At 62.5% G+C, this 21142-nt stretch carries 21 protein-coding genes and 1 riboswitch; of the genes, 18 read left to right on the top strand and 3 right to left on the bottom strand.

Annotated features, from left to right (window positions below; genetic code table 11):
- Positions 1–15 precede the first annotated feature (15 nt).
- The 3 genes from cobW to ACWGTO_RS25570 all read right to left on the bottom strand — a co-directional run bounded on the left by cobW (position 16) and on the right by ACWGTO_RS25570 (position 2955).
- Positions 16–1053: a cobalamin biosynthesis protein CobW gene (gene cobW / locus ACWGTO_RS25580; RefSeq protein WP_454577576.1), complete on the bottom strand. Its 1038-nt coding sequence runs from the start codon at positions 1051–1053 to the stop codon at positions 16–18.
- A gap of 2 nt (positions 1054–1055) precedes the next feature.
- The gene (locus ACWGTO_RS25575) at positions 1056–1484 is read right to left on the bottom strand and encodes a DUF1636 family protein (protein WP_454577575.1); all 429 of its coding nucleotides are present in this window, start codon (positions 1482–1484) and stop codon (positions 1056–1058) included.
- Between the two features lie 38 nt (positions 1485–1522).
- A riboswitch (cobalamin riboswitch) is annotated at positions 1523–1726 on the bottom strand.
- Positions 1727–1755: 29 nt separating this feature from the next.
- Positions 1756–2955, bottom strand: a complete 1200-nt coding sequence (locus ACWGTO_RS25570) for a winged helix-turn-helix domain-containing protein (protein WP_454577574.1) — start codon at positions 2953–2955, stop codon at positions 1756–1758.
- Between the two features lie 334 nt (positions 2956–3289).
- Between ACWGTO_RS25570 and ACWGTO_RS25565 the strand changes: the two genes are divergently transcribed.
- The 18 genes from ACWGTO_RS25565 to ACWGTO_RS25480 all read left to right on the top strand — a co-directional run bounded on the left by ACWGTO_RS25565 (position 3290) and on the right by ACWGTO_RS25480 (position 21053).
- The gene (locus ACWGTO_RS25565) at positions 3290–3655 is read left to right on the top strand and encodes an NADH-quinone oxidoreductase subunit A (RefSeq protein WP_454577573.1); all 366 of its coding nucleotides are present in this window, start codon (positions 3290–3292) and stop codon (positions 3653–3655) included.
- Positions 3646–4227 (top strand): NuoB/complex I 20 kDa subunit family protein, encoded by a 582-nt coding sequence (locus tag ACWGTO_RS25560; protein ID WP_095087216.1) that lies wholly within the window; start codon positions 3646–3648, stop codon positions 4225–4227. The genes ACWGTO_RS25565 and ACWGTO_RS25560 overlap by 10 nt, the downstream gene beginning before the upstream one ends.
- A gap of 4 nt (positions 4228–4231) precedes the next feature.
- Entirely contained in the window at positions 4232–4837 is a 606-nt protein-coding gene (locus ACWGTO_RS25555) for an NADH-quinone oxidoreductase subunit C (protein ID WP_454577572.1), read from the top strand.
- A 9-nt stretch (positions 4838–4846) separates the two neighbouring features.
- Entirely contained in the window at positions 4847–6037 is a 1191-nt protein-coding gene (locus tag ACWGTO_RS25550; RefSeq protein ID WP_192257655.1) for an NADH-quinone oxidoreductase subunit D, read from the top strand.
- Positions 6038–6433: 396 nt separating this feature from the next.
- Entirely contained in the window at positions 6434–7720 is a 1287-nt protein-coding gene (locus tag ACWGTO_RS25545; RefSeq protein ID WP_454577571.1) for an NADH-quinone oxidoreductase subunit E, read from the top strand.
- Positions 7721–7730: 10 nt separating this feature from the next.
- Entirely contained in the window at positions 7731–9035 is a 1305-nt protein-coding gene (nuoF, locus tag ACWGTO_RS25540) for an NADH-quinone oxidoreductase subunit NuoF (protein WP_192257651.1), read from the top strand.
- Between the two features lie 74 nt (positions 9036–9109).
- Positions 9110–9802 carry an NADH-ubiquinone dehydrogenase gene (locus tag ACWGTO_RS25535; protein WP_454577570.1) on the top strand — a complete coding sequence of 231 codons (693 nt, stop codon included), beginning with the start codon at positions 9110–9112 and terminating at the stop codon, positions 9800–9802.
- A gap of 9 nt (positions 9803–9811) precedes the next feature.
- Positions 9812–10093 carry a pentapeptide repeat-containing protein gene (locus tag ACWGTO_RS25530; protein WP_454577569.1) on the top strand — a complete coding sequence of 94 codons (282 nt, stop codon included), beginning with the start codon at positions 9812–9814 and terminating at the stop codon, positions 10091–10093.
- Positions 10093–12174 (top strand): NADH-quinone oxidoreductase subunit NuoG, encoded by a 2082-nt coding sequence (nuoG, locus tag ACWGTO_RS25525; protein WP_454577568.1) that lies wholly within the window; start codon positions 10093–10095, stop codon positions 12172–12174. The genes ACWGTO_RS25530 and nuoG overlap by 1 nt, the downstream gene beginning before the upstream one ends.
- Before the next feature lie 2 nt (positions 12175–12176).
- On the top strand, positions 12177–13220 hold the full coding sequence (gene nuoH / locus ACWGTO_RS25520) for an NADH-quinone oxidoreductase subunit NuoH (RefSeq protein WP_454577567.1): 1044 nt from the start codon (positions 12177–12179) through the stop codon (positions 13218–13220).
- Positions 13221–13464: 244 nt separating this feature from the next.
- Positions 13465–13956: an NADH-quinone oxidoreductase subunit NuoI gene (gene nuoI / locus ACWGTO_RS25515; RefSeq protein ID WP_454577566.1), complete on the top strand. Its 492-nt coding sequence runs from the start codon at positions 13465–13467 to the stop codon at positions 13954–13956.
- Between the two features lie 123 nt (positions 13957–14079).
- The gene (locus ACWGTO_RS25510) at positions 14080–14700 is read left to right on the top strand and encodes an NADH-quinone oxidoreductase subunit J (RefSeq protein WP_454577565.1); all 621 of its coding nucleotides are present in this window, start codon (positions 14080–14082) and stop codon (positions 14698–14700) included.
- A 2-nt stretch (positions 14701–14702) separates the two neighbouring features.
- Positions 14703–14966 (top strand): hypothetical protein, encoded by a 264-nt coding sequence (locus ACWGTO_RS25505; protein WP_454577564.1) that lies wholly within the window; start codon positions 14703–14705, stop codon positions 14964–14966.
- A 7-nt stretch (positions 14967–14973) separates the two neighbouring features.
- Entirely contained in the window at positions 14974–15282 is a 309-nt protein-coding gene (nuoK, locus tag ACWGTO_RS25500) for an NADH-quinone oxidoreductase subunit NuoK (RefSeq protein WP_023670810.1), read from the top strand.
- Positions 15283–15292: 10 nt separating this feature from the next.
- A complete protein-coding gene (gene nuoL / locus ACWGTO_RS25495) occupies positions 15293–17266 on the top strand; it encodes an NADH-quinone oxidoreductase subunit L (RefSeq protein ID WP_454577563.1) in 1974 nt (657 codons plus the stop codon).
- A complete protein-coding gene (locus tag ACWGTO_RS25490; protein WP_454577562.1) occupies positions 17266–18771 on the top strand; it encodes an NADH-quinone oxidoreductase subunit M in 1506 nt (501 codons plus the stop codon). The genes nuoL and ACWGTO_RS25490 overlap by 1 nt, the downstream gene beginning before the upstream one ends.
- Positions 18772–18789: 18 nt before the next feature.
- Positions 18790–20226: an NADH-quinone oxidoreductase subunit NuoN gene (nuoN, locus tag ACWGTO_RS25485; protein WP_454577561.1), complete on the top strand. Its 1437-nt coding sequence runs from the start codon at positions 18790–18792 to the stop codon at positions 20224–20226.
- Between the two features lie 5 nt (positions 20227–20231).
- Positions 20232–21053 carry a biotin--[acetyl-CoA-carboxylase] ligase gene (locus tag ACWGTO_RS25480; protein ID WP_454577560.1) on the top strand — a complete coding sequence of 274 codons (822 nt, stop codon included), beginning with the start codon at positions 20232–20234 and terminating at the stop codon, positions 21051–21053.
- Positions 21054–21142 lie beyond the last annotated feature (89 nt).

Below are 21142 nucleotides of genomic sequence, written 5' to 3'. Positions count from 1 at the left end.
GCCTGTGTTTTCGCGTCAGCCGGCCAGTATAGCCTCGATCGCCGGGCGGTTCAGCCCCTTCAGCCCGATGACAACGAGGCGCGAGCGGCGGTCGTCCTCGGCGGTCCAGGCGCGGTCATAGTAGTGGTTGACGCGCGGGCCGACGGCCTGCAGCAAAAGCCGCATCGGCTTGCCGCCGACATCGACGAAACCTTTGACGCGCAACACATTCTCTTCCTCGGCAACGGTGGCGACACGCTTTGCCAGGTCATCCGGATTGGCGATCGAGGGAATGTCGACAATGAAGGTGTCGAAATCGTCATGCTCGTGGTCGAAGGCGCCGTCATGATGCGACTTGCGGTTCTCGATGTCGTCCTCGACGCCGAGGCCGAGGCCGAGCAGCACCGAGGGGTCGACCTTGCCATGCGCGGTCGGCACGATTTTTACGGCACGGGCGGAGTGCTCATTGATGATGGCGTTGGCGCGGGTTGAACCGGCCGAGTCCATCAAATCGCTCTTCGACAGGATGATCAGGTCGGCGCAGGCGATCTGGTCCTCGAAGACTTCCTCGACCGGGTCGTCGTGATCGAGCGTCTCGTCAGCCACGCGCTGCGCCTGAAGCGCGTCCATGTCGTTGGCAACGCGGCCTTCGGCCAGCGCCGGGCCGTCGACCACGGCGATGACGCCATCGACGGTCACGCGGCTTTTCACCGTCGGCCATTGAAAGGCCTGGACCAGCGGCTTGGGCAGGGCCAGGCCCGATGTCTCGATCAGGATGTGGTCTACCTTCGGCGTCAACGCGAGGATCTGGTTGAGCGCCGGCACGAAATCGTCGGCGACGGTGCAACAGATGCAGCCATTGGCCAGTTCGACGATGTTTTCCTCGGGGCAGGTGTCGATGCCGCAGCCTTTCAGGATCTCGCCGTCGATGCCGATGTCGCCGAACTCGTTGACGATGATGGCAATGCGCTTGCCCCCCGCGTTTTCGAGGAGATGGCGGACCAGCGTCGTCTTGCCGGCGCCGAGGAAGCCGGTGACGACAGTGCAAGGAACACGGGAAACGGAAGCGTTCATGGTCAGTCCTTCAGCAGGTCGAGGGGTGGAATGCGGGCAACGAGGCCGCGCTTGAGGCTATCGGGCCGGCCGCGCCAGGGGATGAGGCCATCGGTGGAGGTGGCGAAGAGCTTTGCGCCGGTGACGAGGTCGGCACCACTGGCTGTGGTCAGATCGCCGAAGACATAGCTCCAGCAGCCATCGCGCAGGATGGCGGCGCTCAGTCGGCGCTTGCAATTGCCGAGGCATTCGACGGTGCGGACGCGGATGTCGTCATCGGATGCGGCGCGGCGCGTGTCGCCGGCCAGCAGTTCGCCGGCGCGGGGATGGGCGTCGGAGCCGGTCTCGTCGCGGCAGGAGGCGCAGACGACGACGGTGACGCCCGACAAGGCATCGCTATCGGCGGACGAAACATCCGCTGTGCCAGCCGAAAAACTGCTGTTCTGGTCCAAAACCGGGCTCCTTGCCCGGAAACCCGCCGGGCGATCGGATTATATAGTCGCAGACGGCAGGTCTCCTGGCTCGCGAGTCGTCGCCTTGGTTAGCCGCCTTCCCGGTGTTACCCAGTGGCTTTCGGCCCAGGCTCATCGCTTACAGTTGCGGGGACAGCCGCGGATTTGGGATTTTGTCCCGCACCGCATTCCCTCTTGGCCCTTGCCGTTGCGGGCAAGGGACCGTCTGGAGCGGATTTAGGCTTTTGCGGGCAGCGGTGTCAACGCACGGCTACGACACGGCGATGTCGGCCAGCGCCGGCCCCAGATCGCCGGCCGGCGCGATTTGCATGCTTTCCAGTTCAAGCCAGCCCTGCATCTGCTTCAATTCCTCGAAGAGCTGAGCGGCGGTGTCAGGCGGCGCGCCGCGCTCGGCGTAGGCGGCGTGGACACGCAGCACGCCTGCCGGACGATCGGCCTTGAGGTCGACGCGGGCGACGATGCGGTCGCCAAGGAGGAACGGCAGGACGTAGTAGCCATACTGCCGCTTGTCGGCCGGGGTGTAGATCTCGATCCGGTAGTGGAAATCGAACAGGCGCTCCGAGCGTGAGCGCTCGAAGACGACGGGGTCGAACGGCGCCAGCAGCGCGCGGGCCTCGATTTTTCGGGGGATGCGGGCGTCCCGGTGGAAGTAAGCCGGCTTGTCCCAGCCTTCGACGCGAACCGGCAGCAGTTCACCCAGCTCGACCAGTTCCTCCAGTCGGCCCTTCATGTCGGCCGGCGACAGGCGGAAATAGTCGCGCAGGTCGCCGGAGGTCGCGATGCCGTGGGCGCGGGCGGAAATGCGCAGCAATTCGCGATGTGCGTCCTCGGCGGCCGGCACCGGCAGATCGAGGATCGCCTGCGGCAGCACGCGCTCGGGCAGGTCGTAGAAGCGCTCAAAGCCACGGCGGTGCGCTGTGGTGATGCGGCCGGCCCAGAACAGCCATTCGAAGGCATGCTTGGCATGGCTCCAGCCCCACCAGCCGCCCGAGCCTTTTTGGCCTTCCAGGGCCGAAGCGGCGATCGGTCCGCGCTCGACGACCGCGCGATAGATCTCCTCGATATAGGCGGCGTGCTCGCGGCCCCATTTGGCCAGCCCCAGATACATTTCGTCGCCGCTCTCGGCTCGCTGCATGCGCCAGCGCATCAAAGGCCAGGTCTCGACCGGCAGGAAGGAGGCCTCATGCGCCCAGTATTCGAACACCGTGCGCTTGCGGGTGACGGCGGCATTGTCGAGCAGGGATAAGGGGTAGGACCCAAGGCGCGAATAGAGCGGCATATAGTGGGCGCGCACCACGGCGCTGACGGAATCGATCTGCAAGAGGCCGGTGCGCGAGAGCACGCGGGCGAGGTGGCGGCGGTCCGGTGTACCGCTCGGCCGCGGGTCGGTAAAACCCTGCGCGCCAAGGGCGATCCGCCTGGCCATGGCGAGCGATATTTTGTCCTTCATCAAGATACCTTTGCCCCTGGTCCTGTTGCCGTATTTTTAGCCGGTGATTCCGGCCATGCTAGCAGGCTTGTGGCGGGAGACATGTCAGGAGACAAAAGTGGAGTAGAAAGTGAAGGAAATCAAACAAGAGCGGATCGGACCAGTTTTTCCCGACCTGCCGTCCAGCACTGCGTTTTGAACAAGGTTTGACTTGCTTCGCCGAAAGCCCTGCGCTAACCCTCGCCGCGTTGCAGCATAGGCACCTAAAACGGTTCAGCGGTTAAACTGTCACGCTTCCGCATTAGGGTTGGTTGCTGTAATCAACGTGGATTGGCCGCCAAGGGAAAGCCGCAGCATGAACGCACTGCTCAGTTCGTACCTGCCCATCGTCCTCTTCATCGCCGTGGCGGCGGTCATTGGCCTGGTGCTTATCATAGCGCCGTTCCTGGTGGCCTACCGCAGTCCCGATCCCGAAAAGCTTTCCGCCTATGAGTGCGGCTTCAACTCGTTCGACGATGCCCGCATGAAGTTCGACATCCGCTTCTACCTGGTGTCGATCCTGTTCATCATCTTCGACCTGGAAGTGGCCTTCCTGTTTCCGTGGGCGGTGTCGTTTTCGAAGATCGGCATGCTCGGTTTCTGGTCGATGATGGTGTTTTTGGCGGTGCTGACCATCGGCTTTGCCTATGAATGGAAAAAAGGAGCGCTGGAATGGGATTGAACGACAGTTCCGGTACGCTCGTTGCGCCGAAGCCCAAAGGCCTGATCGACCCCAATACCGGTCGTCCGGTCGGTTCTGACGATCCGTTCTTCCTCGAGATCAACAATGAACTCGCCGACAAGGGCTTTCTGGTCACCTCGACCGAGGCGCTGATCACCTGGGCACGCAGCGGTTCGCTGATGTTCATGACCTTCGGTCTGGCGTGCTGCGCGGTCGAGATGATCCACACCTCGATGCCGCGCTACGATTCGGAGCGGTTCGGTGTTGCGCCGCGCGCGTCTCCGCGCCAGTCCGACATCATGATCGTCGCCGGCACGCTGACCAACAAGATGGCGCCGGCGCTGCGCAAGGTCTACGACCAGATGCCGGAGCCGCGCTACGTCATCTCGATGGGCTCCTGCGCCAATGGCGGCGGCTATTACCACTATTCCTATTCGGTGGTGCGCGGCTGCGACCGCGTCGTGCCGGTCGACATCTATGTCCCCGGCTGCCCGCCGAGCGCCGAAGCGCTGCTCTACGGCATTCTTCTGCTGCAGAAGAAGATCCGCCGCACCGGCACGATCGAACGGTAAATCCATGGCCGCATCCCTTAGCGAACTGTCGACCTATCTCGGCGAAAAGCTGCCGCATCGCGTCCATGACCCGGTGCTGGCCTATGGCGAACTGACGATCTCGGTCGAGCCCGGCGACCTGACCGACGTGGCGACCTTCCTGCGCGACGATGCGGGCTGTCAGTTCATTTCGATCATCGATGTCTGCGGCGCCGACTACCCGTCGCGCGCCAAGCGCTTCGACGTTGTCTATCACTTGCTGTCGCCGAAGCAGAATTTGCGCATCCGCATCAAGGTCCAGGCCGACGAAGAGGCGCTGGTGCCGTCGCTGACATCAGTTTATCCCGGCGCCGACTGGTTCGAGCGCGAGACCTACGATCTCTACGGCGTGCTGTTCTCGGGCCATCCGGATCTGCGCCGCATCCTCACCGACTACGGTTTCGAGGGTCATCCGCTGCGCAAGGATTTCCCGCTGACCGGGTTTGTCGAAGTGCGCTACGACGACGAAGCCAAGCGCGTGATCTATGAGCCTGTCGAGCTGAAGCAGGAATTCCGCAATTTCGATTTTCTTTCCCCGTGGGAAGGCACCGACTACGTGCTGCCCGGGGACGAAAAAGCCAAGACGAATTGAGGCGCCAGAATGGCTGAAACCTCCGTCCGCAATTTTAACATCAACTTTGGACCTCAACACCCTGCGGCGCATGGTGTTTTGAGGTTGGTGCTTGAGTTGGACGGCGAAGTGGTCGACCGCGTCGATCCGCATATCGGCTTGCTCCACCGCGGCACCGAAAAGCTGATCGAGCACAAGACCTATCTGCAGGCGGTGCCCTATCTCGACCGGCTCGATTATTGCGCGCCGATGAACCAGGAGCATGCCTTCGCGCTTGCCGCCGAGCGGCTGCTCGGCATCGAGGTGCCGAAGCGCGGCCAGCTGATCCGCGTGCTCTATTGCGAGATCGGCCGCATCATGTCGCACATCCTCAATGTGACGACGCAGGCGCTTGATATCGGCGCGCTGACGCCGCCGCTATGGGGCTTCGTCGAACGCGAAAAGCTGATGGTTTTCTATGAGCGCGCCTCCGGTTCGCGCATGCATGCGGCCTATTTCCGCCCCGGCGGCGTCCATCAGGACTTGCCGGCGAAGCTGGTCGAGGACATCGGGAAGTGGATCGATCCGTTCCTGAAGTCGCTTGACGATCTCGACAAGCTCTTGACTGGCAACCGCATCTTCAAGCAGCGCAATGTCGACATCGGCACGGTGTCCCTGGCCGATGCCTGGGCCTGGGGTTTCTCCGGCGTCATGGTGCGCGGCTCGGGTGCGGCCTGGGATCTGCGCAAGTCGCAGCCTTATGAATGCTATTCCGAGATGGATTTCGATATCCCGATCGGCAAGAACGGCGACTGCTACGACCGTTATCTCGTGCGCATGGAAGAGATGCGCCAGTCGGCCAAGATCATGCGCCAGTGCGTCGACCTCTTGCTTGGCAAGGAGAGCACCGGCCCGGTGTCGAACCTCGACGGCAAGGTGGTGCCACCGAAGCGCCAGGCCATGAAGCGCTCGATGGAAGCGCTGATCCACCACTTCAAGCTCTACACCGAGGGCTATCGCGTGCCGGCCGGCGAGGTCTATGCGGCCGTCGAGGCGCCGAAGGGCGAGTTCGGCGTCTATCTCGTCTCCGACGGCACCAACAAGCCGTATCGCTGCAAGCTGCGCGCCCCCGGTTTCGCGCATCTGCAAGCCATGGATTTCCTCTGCCGCGGCCACATGCTGGCCGACGTCACCGCCGTGTTGGGTTCACTCGATATCGTGTTCGGGGAGGTCGATCGGTAGCAATGAATGCTCTTGTCACTGCAGCCGTTCTGGCAATGGCGGCCCAAGTTCCCGCATGGGGTCCGGATGGTCGACTTCTGTCGAGAGACTTGGTCAAAATCGGATTTGAGCTGGTCGCTGAAGGTGACTTGTTGATGGGGCGCACGTACGAGAGGCACGCGCCGATGGATCAGGATTTTGTTATTCATTCCCATCCGGCATGCCCGATTGAGACGTTCGTAGCCCAAGTGCCCGGCCGGCCGAGGCCTTATTGTGTCTCTTGGGTTGGTGATCGGTATGATGAATATGTCCGCCTGAAACGCGGCAAAGAAGAGTTTGTGTGCGTGTTAGGGCAATCTGAGAACTGCTATCGAGTCTCCAGTTCGGTTCAATAAGAAAACATAAAAGCGAAAATCCATGTCAGTCCGCCGTCTCGCAGAAGCCAGCGTCCAGCCAGCCTCCTTCGCCTTCAACCGGGCGAATGCGGCGGCCGCCAAGCAATGGATCAAGAAATATCCGAAGGGCCGCGAACAGTCGGCGATCATTCCCCTGCTGATGATCGCGCAGGAGCAGGAGGGCTGGGTCACCAAGGCGGCGATCGAGACGATTTCCGACATGCTCGGCATGCCGCGCATTCGCGGGCTCGAGGTCGCGACCTTCTACACGCAGTACCAGCTCAATCCGGTCGGCACCCGTGCCCATATCCAGGTCTGCGGCACCACACCCTGCATGCTGCGCGGCTCGGAAGCGCTGATGGACGTGTGCCGCTCCAAAATCCATCACGACCAGTTCCACACCAATGACAAGGGCACACTGTCGTGGGAGGAGGTCGAGTGCCTTGGCGCCTGCGTCAACGCACCGATGGTCATGGTCTTCAAGGACACGTTCGAGGATCTGACGCCGGAACGGCTGGCCGAAATCATCGATCTCTACGATGCCGGCAAGGGTGCCACGGTCCCCACAGGACCGCAGAACGGTCGAACCGGCTCCGAGCCGGCGCCTGGCCTGACGACGCTGACGAGCGAAAAGGCGATCCTCAAGGCGACGCGCGACAAGGAAGCCAAAGCGGCGACCAAGGCTGCCAAAGCGGCGCCAGCGGCAGTTGCGCCGGCCGCTACGGTTTCGCAGGCGCCGGCCGCAGCGCCAGTTGCGCCGTCCAAGGCCGGCAAGCCAAAGACCGATGCTCCAGAGACCAGTCCGGCTCTGAAGTCGCCATCGCCGGTCAAGGTCGCGCCCGAGGTGGAAAAAGCAGCGAGCGTTGCCGCACCGTTGCATTCGGCTGCCAATGCCAATCTGGCTGCGCCGGAAGTCGAGGAGGTCTCGAAACAGCGTAGCGGCCCCAGGAACAAGGCCGAGCCGGCGGCTGCCTTCAAGGCGCCGGAAGTCAAGATACCAGCCGCCAAGCCGGCAAAACCGTCGCTGGAAGACAAGAACCGTCCGGCCGGCATCGACAGGCCCGCAGCGGTCGACGATCTCAAGCTGATCTCGGGCGTCGGCCCGAAGATCGAGGGCATCCTGCATACGCTGGGCATCTTCACCTTCGCGCAGGTCGCTTCCTGGAAGAAGGCCGAGCGCGACTGGGTGGACGGCTATCTCGCCTTCCAAGGGCGTATCGACCGCGACGACTGGGTCGGTCAGGCCAAGGTGCTCGCCAAGGGCGGCGTCGCCGAATACATCCGCGTCTTCGGCAAGAAGCCGGTCTGAGGGACGAACAATGCTTCAGGATAAAGACCGCATCTTCAACAACATCTACGGCCTCTTCGACAAGTCGTTGGCCGGCGCCATGGCGCGCGGCGCCTGGGACAACACGCCGGGCATAATCGCCAAGGGGCGCGAGTGGATCGTCAACGAGATGAAGGCGTCGGGTCTGCGCGGCCGCGGCGGCGCCGGCTTCCCGACCGGGCTGAAATGGTCGTTCATGCCCAAGCAGAGCGACGGCCGGCCGAGTTATCTCGTTGTCAACGCCGACGAATCCGAGCCCGGCACGTGCAAGGATCGAGACATTCTACGCAACGATCCGCACACGCTGGTCGAGGGGTCGTTCATTGCCGGCTTCGCCATGGGCGCGGTCGCCGCCTACATCTATGTGCGCGGCGAGTTTGTCCGCGAGCGCGAGGCGCTGCAGCGCGCCATCGACGAAGCCTATGAGGCCAAGCTGATCGGCAAGAACAACACGTCGGGCTACGATTTCGACATCTACATGCATCACGGCGCCGGCGCCTACATCTGCGGCGAGGAGACCGCGCTGCTCGAAAGCCTGGAAGGCAAGAAGGGCCAGCCGCGCCTGAAGCCGCCATTCCCGGCCAATGTCGGCTTGTACGGTTGTCCGACAACGGTCAACAATGTCGAGTCGATCGCAGTGGCGCCGACCATTTTGCGCCGGGGTGCGGCCTGGTTCTCGTCCTTCGGCCGCCCCAACAATGTCGGCACCAAGCTGTTTTGCATCTCGGGCCACGTCAACAATCCGTGCACCGTCGAAGAGGCGATGTCGATCCCGTTCCGTGAACTGATTGAGACGCATTGCGGCGGCATTCGCGGCGGCTGGGACAATCTGCTCGCAGTCATTCCGGGCGGCGCTTCGGTGCCGTTGGTGCCGGCCGAGCAGATCATCGACGCGCCGATGGATTTCGACGCGCTGCGCGACCTCAAATCGGGCCTCGGCACGGCAGCTGTCATCGTCATGGACAAGTCGACCGATATCGTGAAGGCGATTGCCAGGCTGTCCTATTTTTACAAGCACGAAAGCTGCGGCCAGTGCACGCCGTGCCGCGAGGGCACCGGCTGGATGTGGCGGGTGATGGAGCGGCTGGTGCGCGGGGAAGCACAGAAACGCGAGATCGACATGCTGCTCGACGTCACCAAGCAGGTGGAAGGCCATACGATCTGCGCGCTGGGCGATGCGGCGGCATGGCCGATCCAGGGCCTGATGCGGCATTTCCGCGGCGAGGTGGAGCGACGCATCGACGAGTTTTCGCGCAACGCGCACCGGGCCGAGCCGGTGATGGTGGCGGCGGAATAGATTTGAAATACGGGCGCAAGCCCGGGACTGACATATAGGGGCGGGGCAGACGAAGAAACGACCAGGAGATATCTATGGCGCCGTATTCGAACCCTTTGATGCCCAATTTGGACCAGCTTGAGAAGATGAACCAGGATTTGACCAGGATGATGCCGAGGGAGATGGCCAGCGCCGTCAACCTTCTCGCGCATCCTGTCGCCGGTGCCGCCGCCATGTCGGCGCTGGGCTTCGGCCTCGCCAACCACGCCTTTGGCGTCTGGCTCGGCGCTATGTCGGGCGCTGCCGAGGCTTCGCAGCGGATTTTCCAGCCGATCATCGACGATTTCGACCAGCGCGCCGAGCGTTACTCGGAGACCGCCCCCGCCACCAAAGCGCGCGCCGCGACCAAGACCCTGATCGCCGAGGCGCAGACCTTTGCCCAGGAGGTGACTGATATTGCCGCCCGCACCGTCAATGCCGAGCCGGAGAAGGCCGATGCCGTCGCCGAAGACGCGACGACCGGGCTGATGCCGGAGGATTTCAGGCAGCCCAAGACCATTGCGCGTCCGTCCAAGCCGTCGGATCTCAAGGCAATAACGGGTGTTGGGCCGAAGCTGGAAAAAGTGCTGAACGGCCTCGGCATCTGGACCTTTGCCCAGATCGCTGCATGGACGCCGGAAGAGATCGCCTGGGTCGAGGATTACCTGTCGCTCAAGGGCCGCATCGGCCGCGACGAGTGGACCCGCCAGGCGGCGGCGCTGACGCTCGCCGCCAAGGCGAAGAGGTAGGGGGCAGGCATGGATGTCCACGACAGGCGCGATGTTCTCGATGTGCGCAATGCCATCGTCAGCAACTCCAGATTTGACGATGTGAACCTGTCGAACACGCAGTTTCACAATGTCAACCTGTCGGCGGCCCTGATGGACGACGCGAACCTCTCGAACGCGTTTTTCAACAATGTGAATATGAGCAACGTGAAGATAGAAAACGCTGACGTCGCCGGCATGATGATCAATGGCATCAGGCTGAGCGATCTGTTTCAGGCATATGAGACGGCGCAGACCGCCGGGGGCAATTGATGGCAAAGCTCAAGGTCGACGGGAAAGAAATCACTGTACCCGACCACTACACGCTGCTGCAGGCGGCCGAGGACGCGGGCGCGGAAGTGCCGCGCTTCTGTTTCCATGAGCGGCTGTCGATCGCCGGCAATTGCCGCATGTGCCTGATCGAGGTGAAGGGCGGGCCACCCAAGCCGCAGGCCTCCTGCGCCATGGGCGTGCGCGACCTGCGCCCGGGCCCGAATGGCGAAACGCCGGAAATCTTCACCAACACGCCGATGGTCAAGAAGGCCCGGGAAGGCGTGATGGAATTCCTGCTGATCAACCATCCGCTGGATTGTCCGATCTGCGACCAGGGCGGCGAATGCGACCTGCAGGACCAGGCCATGGCCTTCGGCGTCGATTCCTCGCGCTATCACGAGAACAAGCGGGCGGTCGAAGACAAGTATATCGGGCCGCTGGTCAAGACGGTGATGAACCGCTGCATCCACTGCACGCGCTGCGTCCGCTTCACCACGGAAGTTGCCGGCATTTCCGAGCTCGGCCTGATCGGCCGCGGCGAGGATGCCGAGATCACCACCTATCTCGAAAGCGCCATGACCTCGGAGCTGCAAGGCAACGTCATCGACCTTTGCCCGGTCGGCGCGCTGACCTCAAAGCCGTTCGCCTTCCAGGCGCGGCCGTGGGAGCTCACCAAGACCGAATCCATCGACGTGATGGACGCCGTCGGCTCGGCGATTCGCGTCGATAGCCGCGGCCGCGAAGTCATGCGCATCCTGCCGCGCGTCAACGAGGCGGTGAACGAGGAGTGGATTTCCGACAAGACCCGTTTCATCTGGGACGGCCTGCGCACGCAGCGCCTCGATCGCCCCTATGTGCGCAAGGACGGCAAGCTCGCCCCCGCAAGCTGGACGGAAGCGTTCGCCGCGATCAAGGATGCGGTGTCCAAGGCTGCGCCCGAAAAGATTGGTGCGATTGCCGGCGATCTAGCTGCGGTTGAGGAAATCTACGCGCTGAAACAGCTCATGGCTTCGCTCGGCTCGAAGAACACCGATTGCCGCCAGGATGGTGCAGCACTCGATCCGGCGCTGGGCCGCGCCAGCTACATCTTCAACCCGACCATCGAGGGCATCGAGCAGGCCGACGCTGTGCTGATCATCGGCGCCAATCCGCGCTTCGAGGCCTCGGTGCTCAACGCCCGCATCCGCAAGCGCTGGCGCATCGGCAATCTGCCGGTCGGCGTCATCGGCGAGGTCGGCGACACACGTTATGACTATGAGCAGCTGGGCGCCGGTCCGGAATCGCTGAAGGATCTGGCCGACGGCAACGGCAGGTTCTTCCAGGTGCTGAAGAAGGCGACGCATCCGCTGATCATTGTCGGCCAGGGCGCGTTGGCGCGCGCCGACGGAGCCGCGGTGCTCGGCCAGGCGGCGAAACTCGCCGCTGCCGTCAACGCCGCCCGCGCCGACTGGAACGGCTTTGCCGTGCTGCACAATGCGGCTGCCCGCGTCGGCGGCCTTGATGTCGGCTTCGTACCGGGCGAGGGCGGCAAGAACGTCGCCGGCATGCTCGGCGACAGCGACGTGCTGTTCCTGCTCGGCGCCGACGAGATCGACATGTCAAAGACCGGCGGCGCCTTTGTCGTCTATGTCGGCACCCATGGTGACGCCGGCGCGCATCGCGCCAATGTCATCCTGCCGGGCGCCGCGTACACCGAAAAGTCCGGCACCTATGTCAACACCGAGGGACGCGTGCAGCAGACCAACCGCGCCGGCTTCGCACCGGGCGATGCGCGCGAAGACTGGGCCATCATGCGGGCGCTGTCGGATGTGCTGGGCAAGAAGCTGCCCTTCGATTCGCTGCAGCAACTGCGCGCCAGGCTCTATGGCGAATATCCGCATCTCGCCCGCATCGACCATGTCGAGGCAGGCAGTGCCGATGATATCGCCAAGGTAGCGAAGCTCGGCGGGCGGCTGAACAAGGGCACTTTCACCTCGCCGGTCGCGGATTTCTATCTGACCAACCCGATCGCACGGGCCTCCGCCGTCATGGCGGAATGCTCGGCGCTGGCGAAGAGCGGCTTCAAGCAGGCGGCGGAATAAGCATGGAAACCTTCCTCTCCTTCTACGTGCTGCCGGCGCTGATCATCGTCTTGAAGTCCGTTTTGCTTATCGTCGTGCTTCTGATCGGCGTCGCCTATCTGCTTTATGCCGACCGCAAGATCTGGGCGGCGGTGCAGTTGCGGCGTGGCCCGAACGTCGTCGGCCCCTGGGGCACGCTGCAGGCCTTCGCCGACCTGTTGAAATTCGTGTTCAAGGAGCCGGTGATCCCGTCCGGCGCCAACAAGGGCGTTTTTCTCCTGGCGCCATTGGTTTCCGCCGTGCTGGCGATCTCGGCCTGGGCGGTTATCCCCGTCAGCGATGGCTGGGCGATCGCCAACGTCAATGTCGGCATCCTCTATGTCTTCGCCATCTCCTCGCTAGAGGTCTATGGCGTTATCATGGGCGGCTGGGCGTCCAACTCGAAATATCCGTTCCTCGGCGCGCTGCGTTCGGCCGCGCAGATGGTGTCCTATGAAGTCTCGATCGGCTTCGTCATCGTCACCGTGCTTCTGTGCGTCGGCTCGCTCAACCTGTCGGACATCGTCATGTCGCAACAGGACGGCCTGGGCACCAAGCTTGGCCTGTCCAACACCTTCCTCGACTGGCATTGGCTGTCGCTGTTCCCGATGTTCGTCATCTTCTTCATCTCGGCGCTGGCCGAAACCAACCGGCCGCCCTTCGACCTCGTGGAAGCCGAATCGGAACTGGTTGCCGGTCACATGGTCGAATATTCCTCGACGCCGTTCCTGCTGTTCTTCCTCGGCGAATATGTCGCCGTGGTGCTGATGTGCGCGCTGGCGACGATCCTGTTCCTTGGCGGCTGGCTGCCGCCGTTCGACTTCGCGCCCTTCACCTGGGTGCCCGGCGTGATCTGGTTCGTGCTCAAGATCTGCCTGATGTTCTTCATGTTCTCGATGGTGAAGGCCTTCGTGCCGCGCTACCGCTACGACCAGCTGATGCGGTTGGGCTGGAAAGTCTTCCTGCCGATCTCGCTGGCGATGGTGGTGATCGTCGCTGCCTTCCTCAAGCTCACGGGGATGGCGTGATGCGCGATTTGGTAATCTTGCTGTTAGGCGGCGCCTCTGGGCTCTTGGTGGGGTGGCTTATGACGCGCTCTGGGGCTCCACTCGAGCCATACCGGAAAAGGCAAAATAGTTTTTTGGGCTTTCCCCTACCCGATGAGGTGAAGCAATTGGACGAGCATTTCGCCAAGCGCGTCTTGACGGCTTACCCGCTCATACTGGGCGTCATGTTCGCGACCGTTGCGTTGGTCGCCTTTGGGAGTGGCAAATGGGTGCACTAACTCAGGCCGCAAAATCGCTACTGCTGCAGGATTTCGTCAGCGCCTTCTTCCTGTCGATGCGCCAGTTCTTCGCGCCGAAGGAGACGATCAACTATCCGCACGAGAAGGGGCCGGTCAGCCCGCGCTTCCGTGGTGAGCATGCGCTGCGCCGTTATCCCAATGGCGAGGAACGCTGCATCGCCTGCAAGCTGTGCGAAGCGATCTGCCCGGCGCAGGCGATCACCATCGAGGCCGGCCCGCGCCGCAATGACGGCACGCGGCGCACCGTGCGCTATGACATCGACATGGTGAAGTGCATCTATTGCGGCTTCTGCCAGGAAGCCTGCCCGGTCGACGCCATCGTCGAGGGCCCGAATTTCGAATTCGCGACGGAGACGCGCGAGGAACTTTACTACGACAAGGACAAGCTGCTGGCGAATGGCGACCGGTGGGAGCGCGAACTGGCGCGCAACATCTCGTTGGACTCGCCCTACCGCTGACATTTGACGCATGGACGGGGCGAGGGGCCTCGTCTAAGGACAACGCAACTTGCACACCGGAGGCGGTGGCAGACATCAAACAGGACGAGCGTCCTGTTTGGACAGGAACCCGGGGGATCCCCAATGCTGAGTGGACTAGAGGCGGCCTTTTTCTACCTCTTCGCCTTTGTCGCGGTGGCGTCGGCCTTCATGGTCATTTCGTCGCGTAACCCCGTGCATTCCGTGCTGTTCCTGATCCTGACCTTCTTCAATGCCGCCGGCCTGTTCATGCTGACCGGCGCCGAGTTCCTGGCGATGATCCTGCTCGTCGTCTATGTCGGCGCGGTCATGGTGCTGTTCTTGTTCGTCGTCATGATGCTCGATGTCGACTTCGCCGAGATGAAGGAGGGAGCGCAGCAATATGCGCCGATCGGTGCATTCGTCGGGCTGATCCTGGCTTTCGAACTGATCATCGTGCTCGGCGGCTACAGCTTCGCGCCGCGACTGGCGTCGACGGTGTCGAAGCCGATCCCGGACCTCGCCGCGCGGACAAACACGGCCGCACTCGGCGACATCCTCTACACGGACTACCTCTATTACTTCCAGATTGCCGGCCTCGTGCTGCTGGTTGCCATGATCGGCGCCATCGTCTTGACGCTGCGTCACAAGGAAGGGGTCAAGCGGCAGTCGATCGCTGCCCAGGTCGGCCGTACGCCGGCGACAGGCATGGAAATCCGCAAGGTCAAGTCGGGCGAGGGGCTCTGAGGATGTTCGACCGTTTGAAGAAAAAATACTGGGGAGAGGAGCTTTCCTCCTGGTCGGTTGCTTCGGCTCAAAGGGCGGCGTCAGTATTTGTCTGGAATCGCGACGGGAAGTTGACCCTCAACATCAAGAGCGAAAACTTTTCATACGTTCAGGCGCCAGGCCGGAATGATGGAACAGTTACCTTCGAAGCTTCCGCAATAGACAGCTTGCTGGACGCCATAGCGTCTGCGCGTTCAATGATTAAACAAATGCCGGGAAAGGTTTGATCTGGCTATGGTCGTCGGCATCGCGCATTATCTGACCGTATCGGCGATCCTGTTCACGCTCGGCGTGTTCGGCATCTTCCTGAACCGCCGCAACATCATCGTCATCCTGATGTCGATCGAGCTGATCCTTCTGGCGGTCAACATCAATTTCGTCGCCTTCTCGGCCGCTCTTGGCGATCTCGTCGGACAGGTGTTTGCGCTGTTCGTGCTGACGGTCGCCGCCGCCGAGGCGGCTATCGGACTTGCCATTCTCGTCGTCTTCTTCCGCAACCGCGGCTCGATCGCGGTCGAAGACGTGAACCAGATGAAGGGTTGACGGGGCTAACATGTATCAAGCGATCGTCTTCCTTCCGCTGCTCGGCTTCCTGATCGTCGGCCTGTTCGGCAATTCGCTCGGCGCCAAGGCATCGGAATACATCACCTCGGGCTTCCTGGTGATCTCGGCCGTGCTGTCCTGGGTCGCCTTCTTCTCCGTCGGCTTCGGCGAGGGCGAAGTGTTCACCGTGCCGGTGCTGCGCTGGATCCAGTCCGGTGGCCTCGACGCCTCCTGGGCGCTCAGGATCGACACGTTGACCGTGGTCATGCTGGTCGTCGTCAACACCGTTTCGGCGCTGGTCCACATCTACTCGATCGGCTACATGCACCATGATCCGAACCGGCCGCGCTTCTTTGCCTATCTGTCGCTGTTCACCTTCGCCATGCTGATGCTGGTGACGGCCGACAATCTGGTGCAGATGTTCTTCGGCTGGGAAGGGGTGGGTCTCGCCTCCTACCTGCTGATCGGCTTCTGGTACAAAAAGCCGTCGGCCAATGCTGCCGCGATCAAGGCCTTCGTCGTCAATCGGGTCGGCGATTTCGGCTTCGCTCTCGGCATTTTCGGCGTCTTCGTTTTGTTCGGCTCGGTCAATCTCGGCACCATCTTTGCCAATGCCGCGACCTTCATTCCGGCCGAAGGCGCTGAGCATGGGGCGGCGGTGCTGACCTTCCTCGGCTATGCGCTCGACAAACAGGCGGCCATGACCATCGTCTGCCTGCTGCTGTTCATGGGCGCGATGGGCAAGTCGGCGCAGGTGCCGTTGCACACCTGGCTGCCGGACGCCATGGAGGGCCCGACGCCGGTCTCCGCGCTCATCCATGCCGCCACCATGGTGACCGCCGGCGTGTTCATGCTGGCGCGCCTGTCGCCGCTGTTCGAGCTGTCGCATTCGGCGCTGACGGTCGTGACCTTCATCGGCGCCTTCACCGCCTTCTTCGCCGCCACCGTCGGCCTGGTCCAGAACGACATCAAGCGCGTCATCGCCTATTCGACCTGCTCGCAGCTCGGCTACATGTTCGTGGCGCTCGGCGTCGGCGCTTATGGCGCTGCCATCTTCCATCTGTTCACGCATGCCTTCTTCAAGGCGCTGCTGTTCCTCGGTTCGGGCTCGGTCATCCATGCCGTCTCCGACGAGCAGGACATGCGCAACATGGGTGGTCTCCGGACGCTCATTCCCAAGACCTACTGGATGATGGTGATCGGCACGCTGGCGCTGACCGGCGTCGGCATTCCGGTGACGGTCATCGGCACCGCCGGCTTCTTCTCCAAGGATGCCATCATCGAGGCTGCCTTTGCCGGGCACAATTCGGTTGCCGGCCTCGCTTTTATCCTGCTGGTCATCGCCGCCTGCTTCACCTCCTTCTACTCTTGGCGGCTGATCTTCATGACTTTCCATGGCGAGCCGCGGGCGAGCCACGACGTCATGCACCATGTCCATGAATCACCGCCGGTGATGCTGGTGCCGCTGTTCATCCTGGCGGCCGGCGCGCTGTTTGCCGGCATTATCTTCCACGGCGCCTTCATCGGCGAGGGCTATGCCGAGTTCTGGAAGGCCTCCCTGTTCACGCTGCCGGACAACCATATCCTGTACGAGATCCACGAATTGCCGTTGTGGGTCGAGCTGGCACCGTTCGTCGCCATGGTCATCGGCTTTGCCGTCGCCTGGAAGTTCTACATACGCTCGCCGGAATTGCCGCGGAGTGTGGCCGCCAACCATCGCCTGCTCTACGCCTTCCTGCTCAACAAGTGGTATTTCGACGAGCTCTACGACGTGCTGTTCGTGCGCCCTGCCAAGGCGCTGGGCCGGTTCCTGTGGAAGACCGGCGACGGCGCCATCATTGATGGGCTCGGCCCGGACGGAGTATCGGCGCGCGTCGTCGACGTCACCAACCGCGTCGTCAAGCTGCAGACCGGCTACCTCTATCACTATGCCTTCGCCATGCTGATCGGCGTGGCCGCACTCGTCACCTGGATGATGCTCTGATGACCGCCGTGCCAATCCTCTCGCTGGTCACCTTCCTGCCGCTGGTGGGTGTGCTGCTGATCCTGCCGATCAGGGATGACAGCCCGAATGCGCGCCGCAACATCCGCGCCATCGCATTCTCGACGACGGCGTTCGTCTTCCTGGTGTCGCTGTTCATCTGGACCGGCTTCGACAATTCGCAGGCCGGCTTCCAGTTCGTCGAAAAGTTCGCCTGGCTGGATTCAGGCATTTCTTACCATATGGGCGTCGACGGCATTTCGATGCTGTTCGTCATCCTGACGACGTTCCTGATGCCGCTTTGCATCCTGGCGTCGTGGGAAGCGATCGACAAGCGGGTCAAGGCCTACATGATCGCCTTCCTGCTCCTGGAAACGCTGATGATCGGCGTGTTCTGCGCACTCGACATCGTGCTGTTCTACGTCTTCTTCGAGGCCGGCCTGATCCCGATGTTCATCATCATCGGCGTCTGGGGCGGCAAGCGCCGCGTCTATGCCTCGTTCAAGTTCTTCCTCTACACGCTGGCCGGCTCGGTGCTGATGCTGCTCGCCATCATGGCGATGTTCTTCCAGTCCGGCACCACCGACATCCCGACGCTTCTGACGCACAACTTCCCAGCCAATATGCAGACCTGGCTATGGCTCGCCTTCTTCGCCTCCTTCGCGGTCAAGATGCCGATGTGGCCCGTGCATACCTGGCTGCCCGACGCGCACGTCGAGGCGCCGACGGCAGGCTCGGTCATTCTGGCCGCCATCCTGCTAAAGATGGGCGGGTACGGCTTCCTGCGTTTCTCCCTGCCGATGTTCCCGCTGGCGTCCGAAATGTTTGCGCCGCTGGTGTTCACGCTGTCGGTGGTCGCCATCATCTACACCTCGCTGGTGGCGCTGATGCAGGAGGACATGAAGAAGCTGATTGCCTATTCCTCCGTCGCCCATATGGGCTTCGTCACCATGGGCATCTTCGCCATGAACCAGGAAGGCGTGCAGGGCGCGATCTTCCAGATGCTGTCGCACGGCCTCGTCTCCGGCGCGCTGTTCCTGTGCGTTGGCGTCATCTACGACCGCATGCACACGCGCGAGATCGACGCCTATGGCGGGCTGGTCAACAACATGCCGAAATACGCCACGGTGTTCATGGTCTTCACCATGGCCAATGTCGGCCTGCCCGGCACTAGCGGCTTCGTCGGCGAATTCCTGACCATGCTCGGCGTGTTCCGGGTCAACACCTGGGTGGCGTTCTTCGCCGCCACCGGCGTCATCCTGTCGGCCGCCTACGCGCTCTGGCTCTACCGCCGGGTGATCTTCGGCGCGTTGACCAAGGAAAGCCTGAAGGGTCTGCTCGATCTCTCGACGCGCGAGAAGGCGATCATCTACCCGCTGGTCGTGCTGGTCATCTTCTTCGGTGTCTATCCCGCCCCCGTCTTCGATGCCACGGCCCAGTCGGTCAAGGCGCTCGTCACCAATGTCACCGCATCCATCGGCGCCGCGCAGACCGCGGCGGCGAACTGACCAGAGGTTTTGCGAACCATGACGCCGGACCTTTATTCCAGCCTTTCGCTCTCGACGCCGGAGCTGATCCTCGCCATCGGCGCGCTGGCGCTCTTGATGGTCGGCGCCTATTCGCGCGCCAACATGGTCAACCTGGTGACAGGCCTTGCCGTGGCGGTGCTGGTGATCGCCGGCCTGTGGCTGGTCTTTTCCACGGGGCAGGGCAGCGCCTATGGCAACGCCTTCATCCAGGATCCCTTTTCCCGCTTCATGAAGGTGCTGTCGCTGGTCGGTTCGGCGGTGACGCTGGTGATGTCGATGCGCTTCGCCAAGCAGGAGCATTTCGACAAGTTCGAATACCCCGTGCTGATCCTGCTGTGCACGCTCGGCATGATGCTGATGATCTCGGCCAACGGCATGATCGGGCTCTATCTCGGTCTCGAACTGCAATCGCTGGCGATCTACGTGCTGGCCGCGATCAATCGCGACAATCTGCGTTCGACCGAAGCCGGCCTGAAGTACTTTGTGCTTGGCGCGCTGTCGTCGGGCATGCTGCTCTACGGCATCAGCCTGGTCTACGGCTATACCGGCAATGTCGGCTTCCAGGAAATCGCCTCGGCGCTCGGCAGCGGCGAACGCCAGCTTGGCCTCGTCGTCGGCCTGGTCTTCGTTTTGGCCGGCCTCGCTTTCAAGATATCGGCGGTGCCGTTCCATATGTGGACGCCAGATGTCTATGAGGGCGCACCGACGCCGGTCACCGCCTTCCTGGCGGCAGCCCCCAAGATGGCGGCGATGGCGCTGATCGTGCGCGTCACCATGGGCGCCTTCAAGCCGATCGCCTCGGACTGGCAGCAGATCGTGGTCTTCATTTCGATCGCCTCGATGGCGCTCGGCGCCTTTGCCGCGATCGGCCAGACCAACATCAAACGGCTGATGGCGTATTCCTCGATCGGCCATATGGGCTATGCGCTGGTCGGCCTTGCCGCCAACAGCGAGGCCGGCGTGCGCGGCGTCGCCATCTACATGCTGATCTATCTTGTGATGACGCTCGGCACCTTCGCCTTCATCCTCGCCATGCGGCGCAAGGAAGGCAATGTCGAGCAGATCAGCGATCTGGCCGGTCTATCCTCGACCAACCCGATCATGGCCACGATCCTGACCATCCTGATGTTCTCGCTGGCCGGCATCCCGCCGCTCGCCGGCTTCTGGGGGAAGTGGTACGTCTTCCTCGCCGCCATCAACGCCAACCTCTATGCGCTGGCGATCATCGGCGTGCTGGCCTCGGTCGTGGGCGCTTATTACTATCTGCGCATCATCAAGATCATGTGGTTCGACGAACCCGCCGGCGGCTTCGTGCCGATGGCCAGCGAACTGCGCCTGGTGCTCGGCGTCAGTGGCGCCTTCGTGCTGTTCTATGTGCTGATCGGCGGTCCGATCGCGACCTACGCCGAAGCCGCCGCCAAGACATTTTTCTGAGCGGGATGGCATTTCGGCTGGCTCCAACCTCCGAGACGGAAGGGTTCCGGCTCGAGGTCCATGACAGTATCGGCTCCACCAATACGGTGGCACTGGACCATGCAAGGGCAGGTGACCCCGGCAAATTGTGGGTCGTTTCCAAGAAACAGGAAAGCGGGCGCGGCCGGCGTGGCCGTGCCTGGGTGTCGCCCGAAGGCAATCTGGCAGCGACTTTGCTCGTCATCACCGGCGGTGAGCTTCGCCTTGCCGCGACGCTCGGTTTCGTCGCCGGCCTGTCGCTGGCCGATGCGCTCGAGGCCGTCGTGCCCAAGGGCAGGATCGCAATCGGCCTCGATGGCGGCAGTGAGGGCAAAAACCGCTTCGAGCTGAAATGGCCGAACGATGTGCTGGCGTCCGGCGCCAAGCTGGCCGGCATCCTGCTCGAATCGGCCATTCTCGACGGCGGCCGTTTCGCGGTGGCGGTCGGCATCGGCGTCAATGTGGTGGCGTATCCCACCGATATGCCCTATCCGGCGACATCGCTGCAGGCGGTAGGTGCTGCATGCGATGCCGAAACGCTGTTTCTGGCGCTGTCGGATGCCTGGACCGACAATGCCCGGCTGTGGGATGACGGACGCGGGCTCGACGCCATCAGGCGGCGCTGGCTGGCGCGCGCGGCCGGGCTTGGCGGCGAGGTTGCTGTCAGGATTGACGGGAATGTCGTGCGCGGTACCTTCGAGACCATTGACGAGGACTGCCGTTTCGTGATCCGCGATGATGAGGGATCGGTTGTGACGGTCGCCGCCGGCGACGTGCATTTCGGCGCAGTAGCGTCGGCAAAAGTTTAGGGGCTGGCCCCACATGGGGTAGAGCATGATGTTATCCGAAAACCGCTCACACTTTTCGGCATCATGCTCTAGTGGCCAGGAAGGGAAAG

It is taken from the genome of Mesorhizobium sp. PL10, from assembly GCF_053714315.1.
This window is presented reverse-complemented; position numbering and strand designations above follow the sequence as displayed.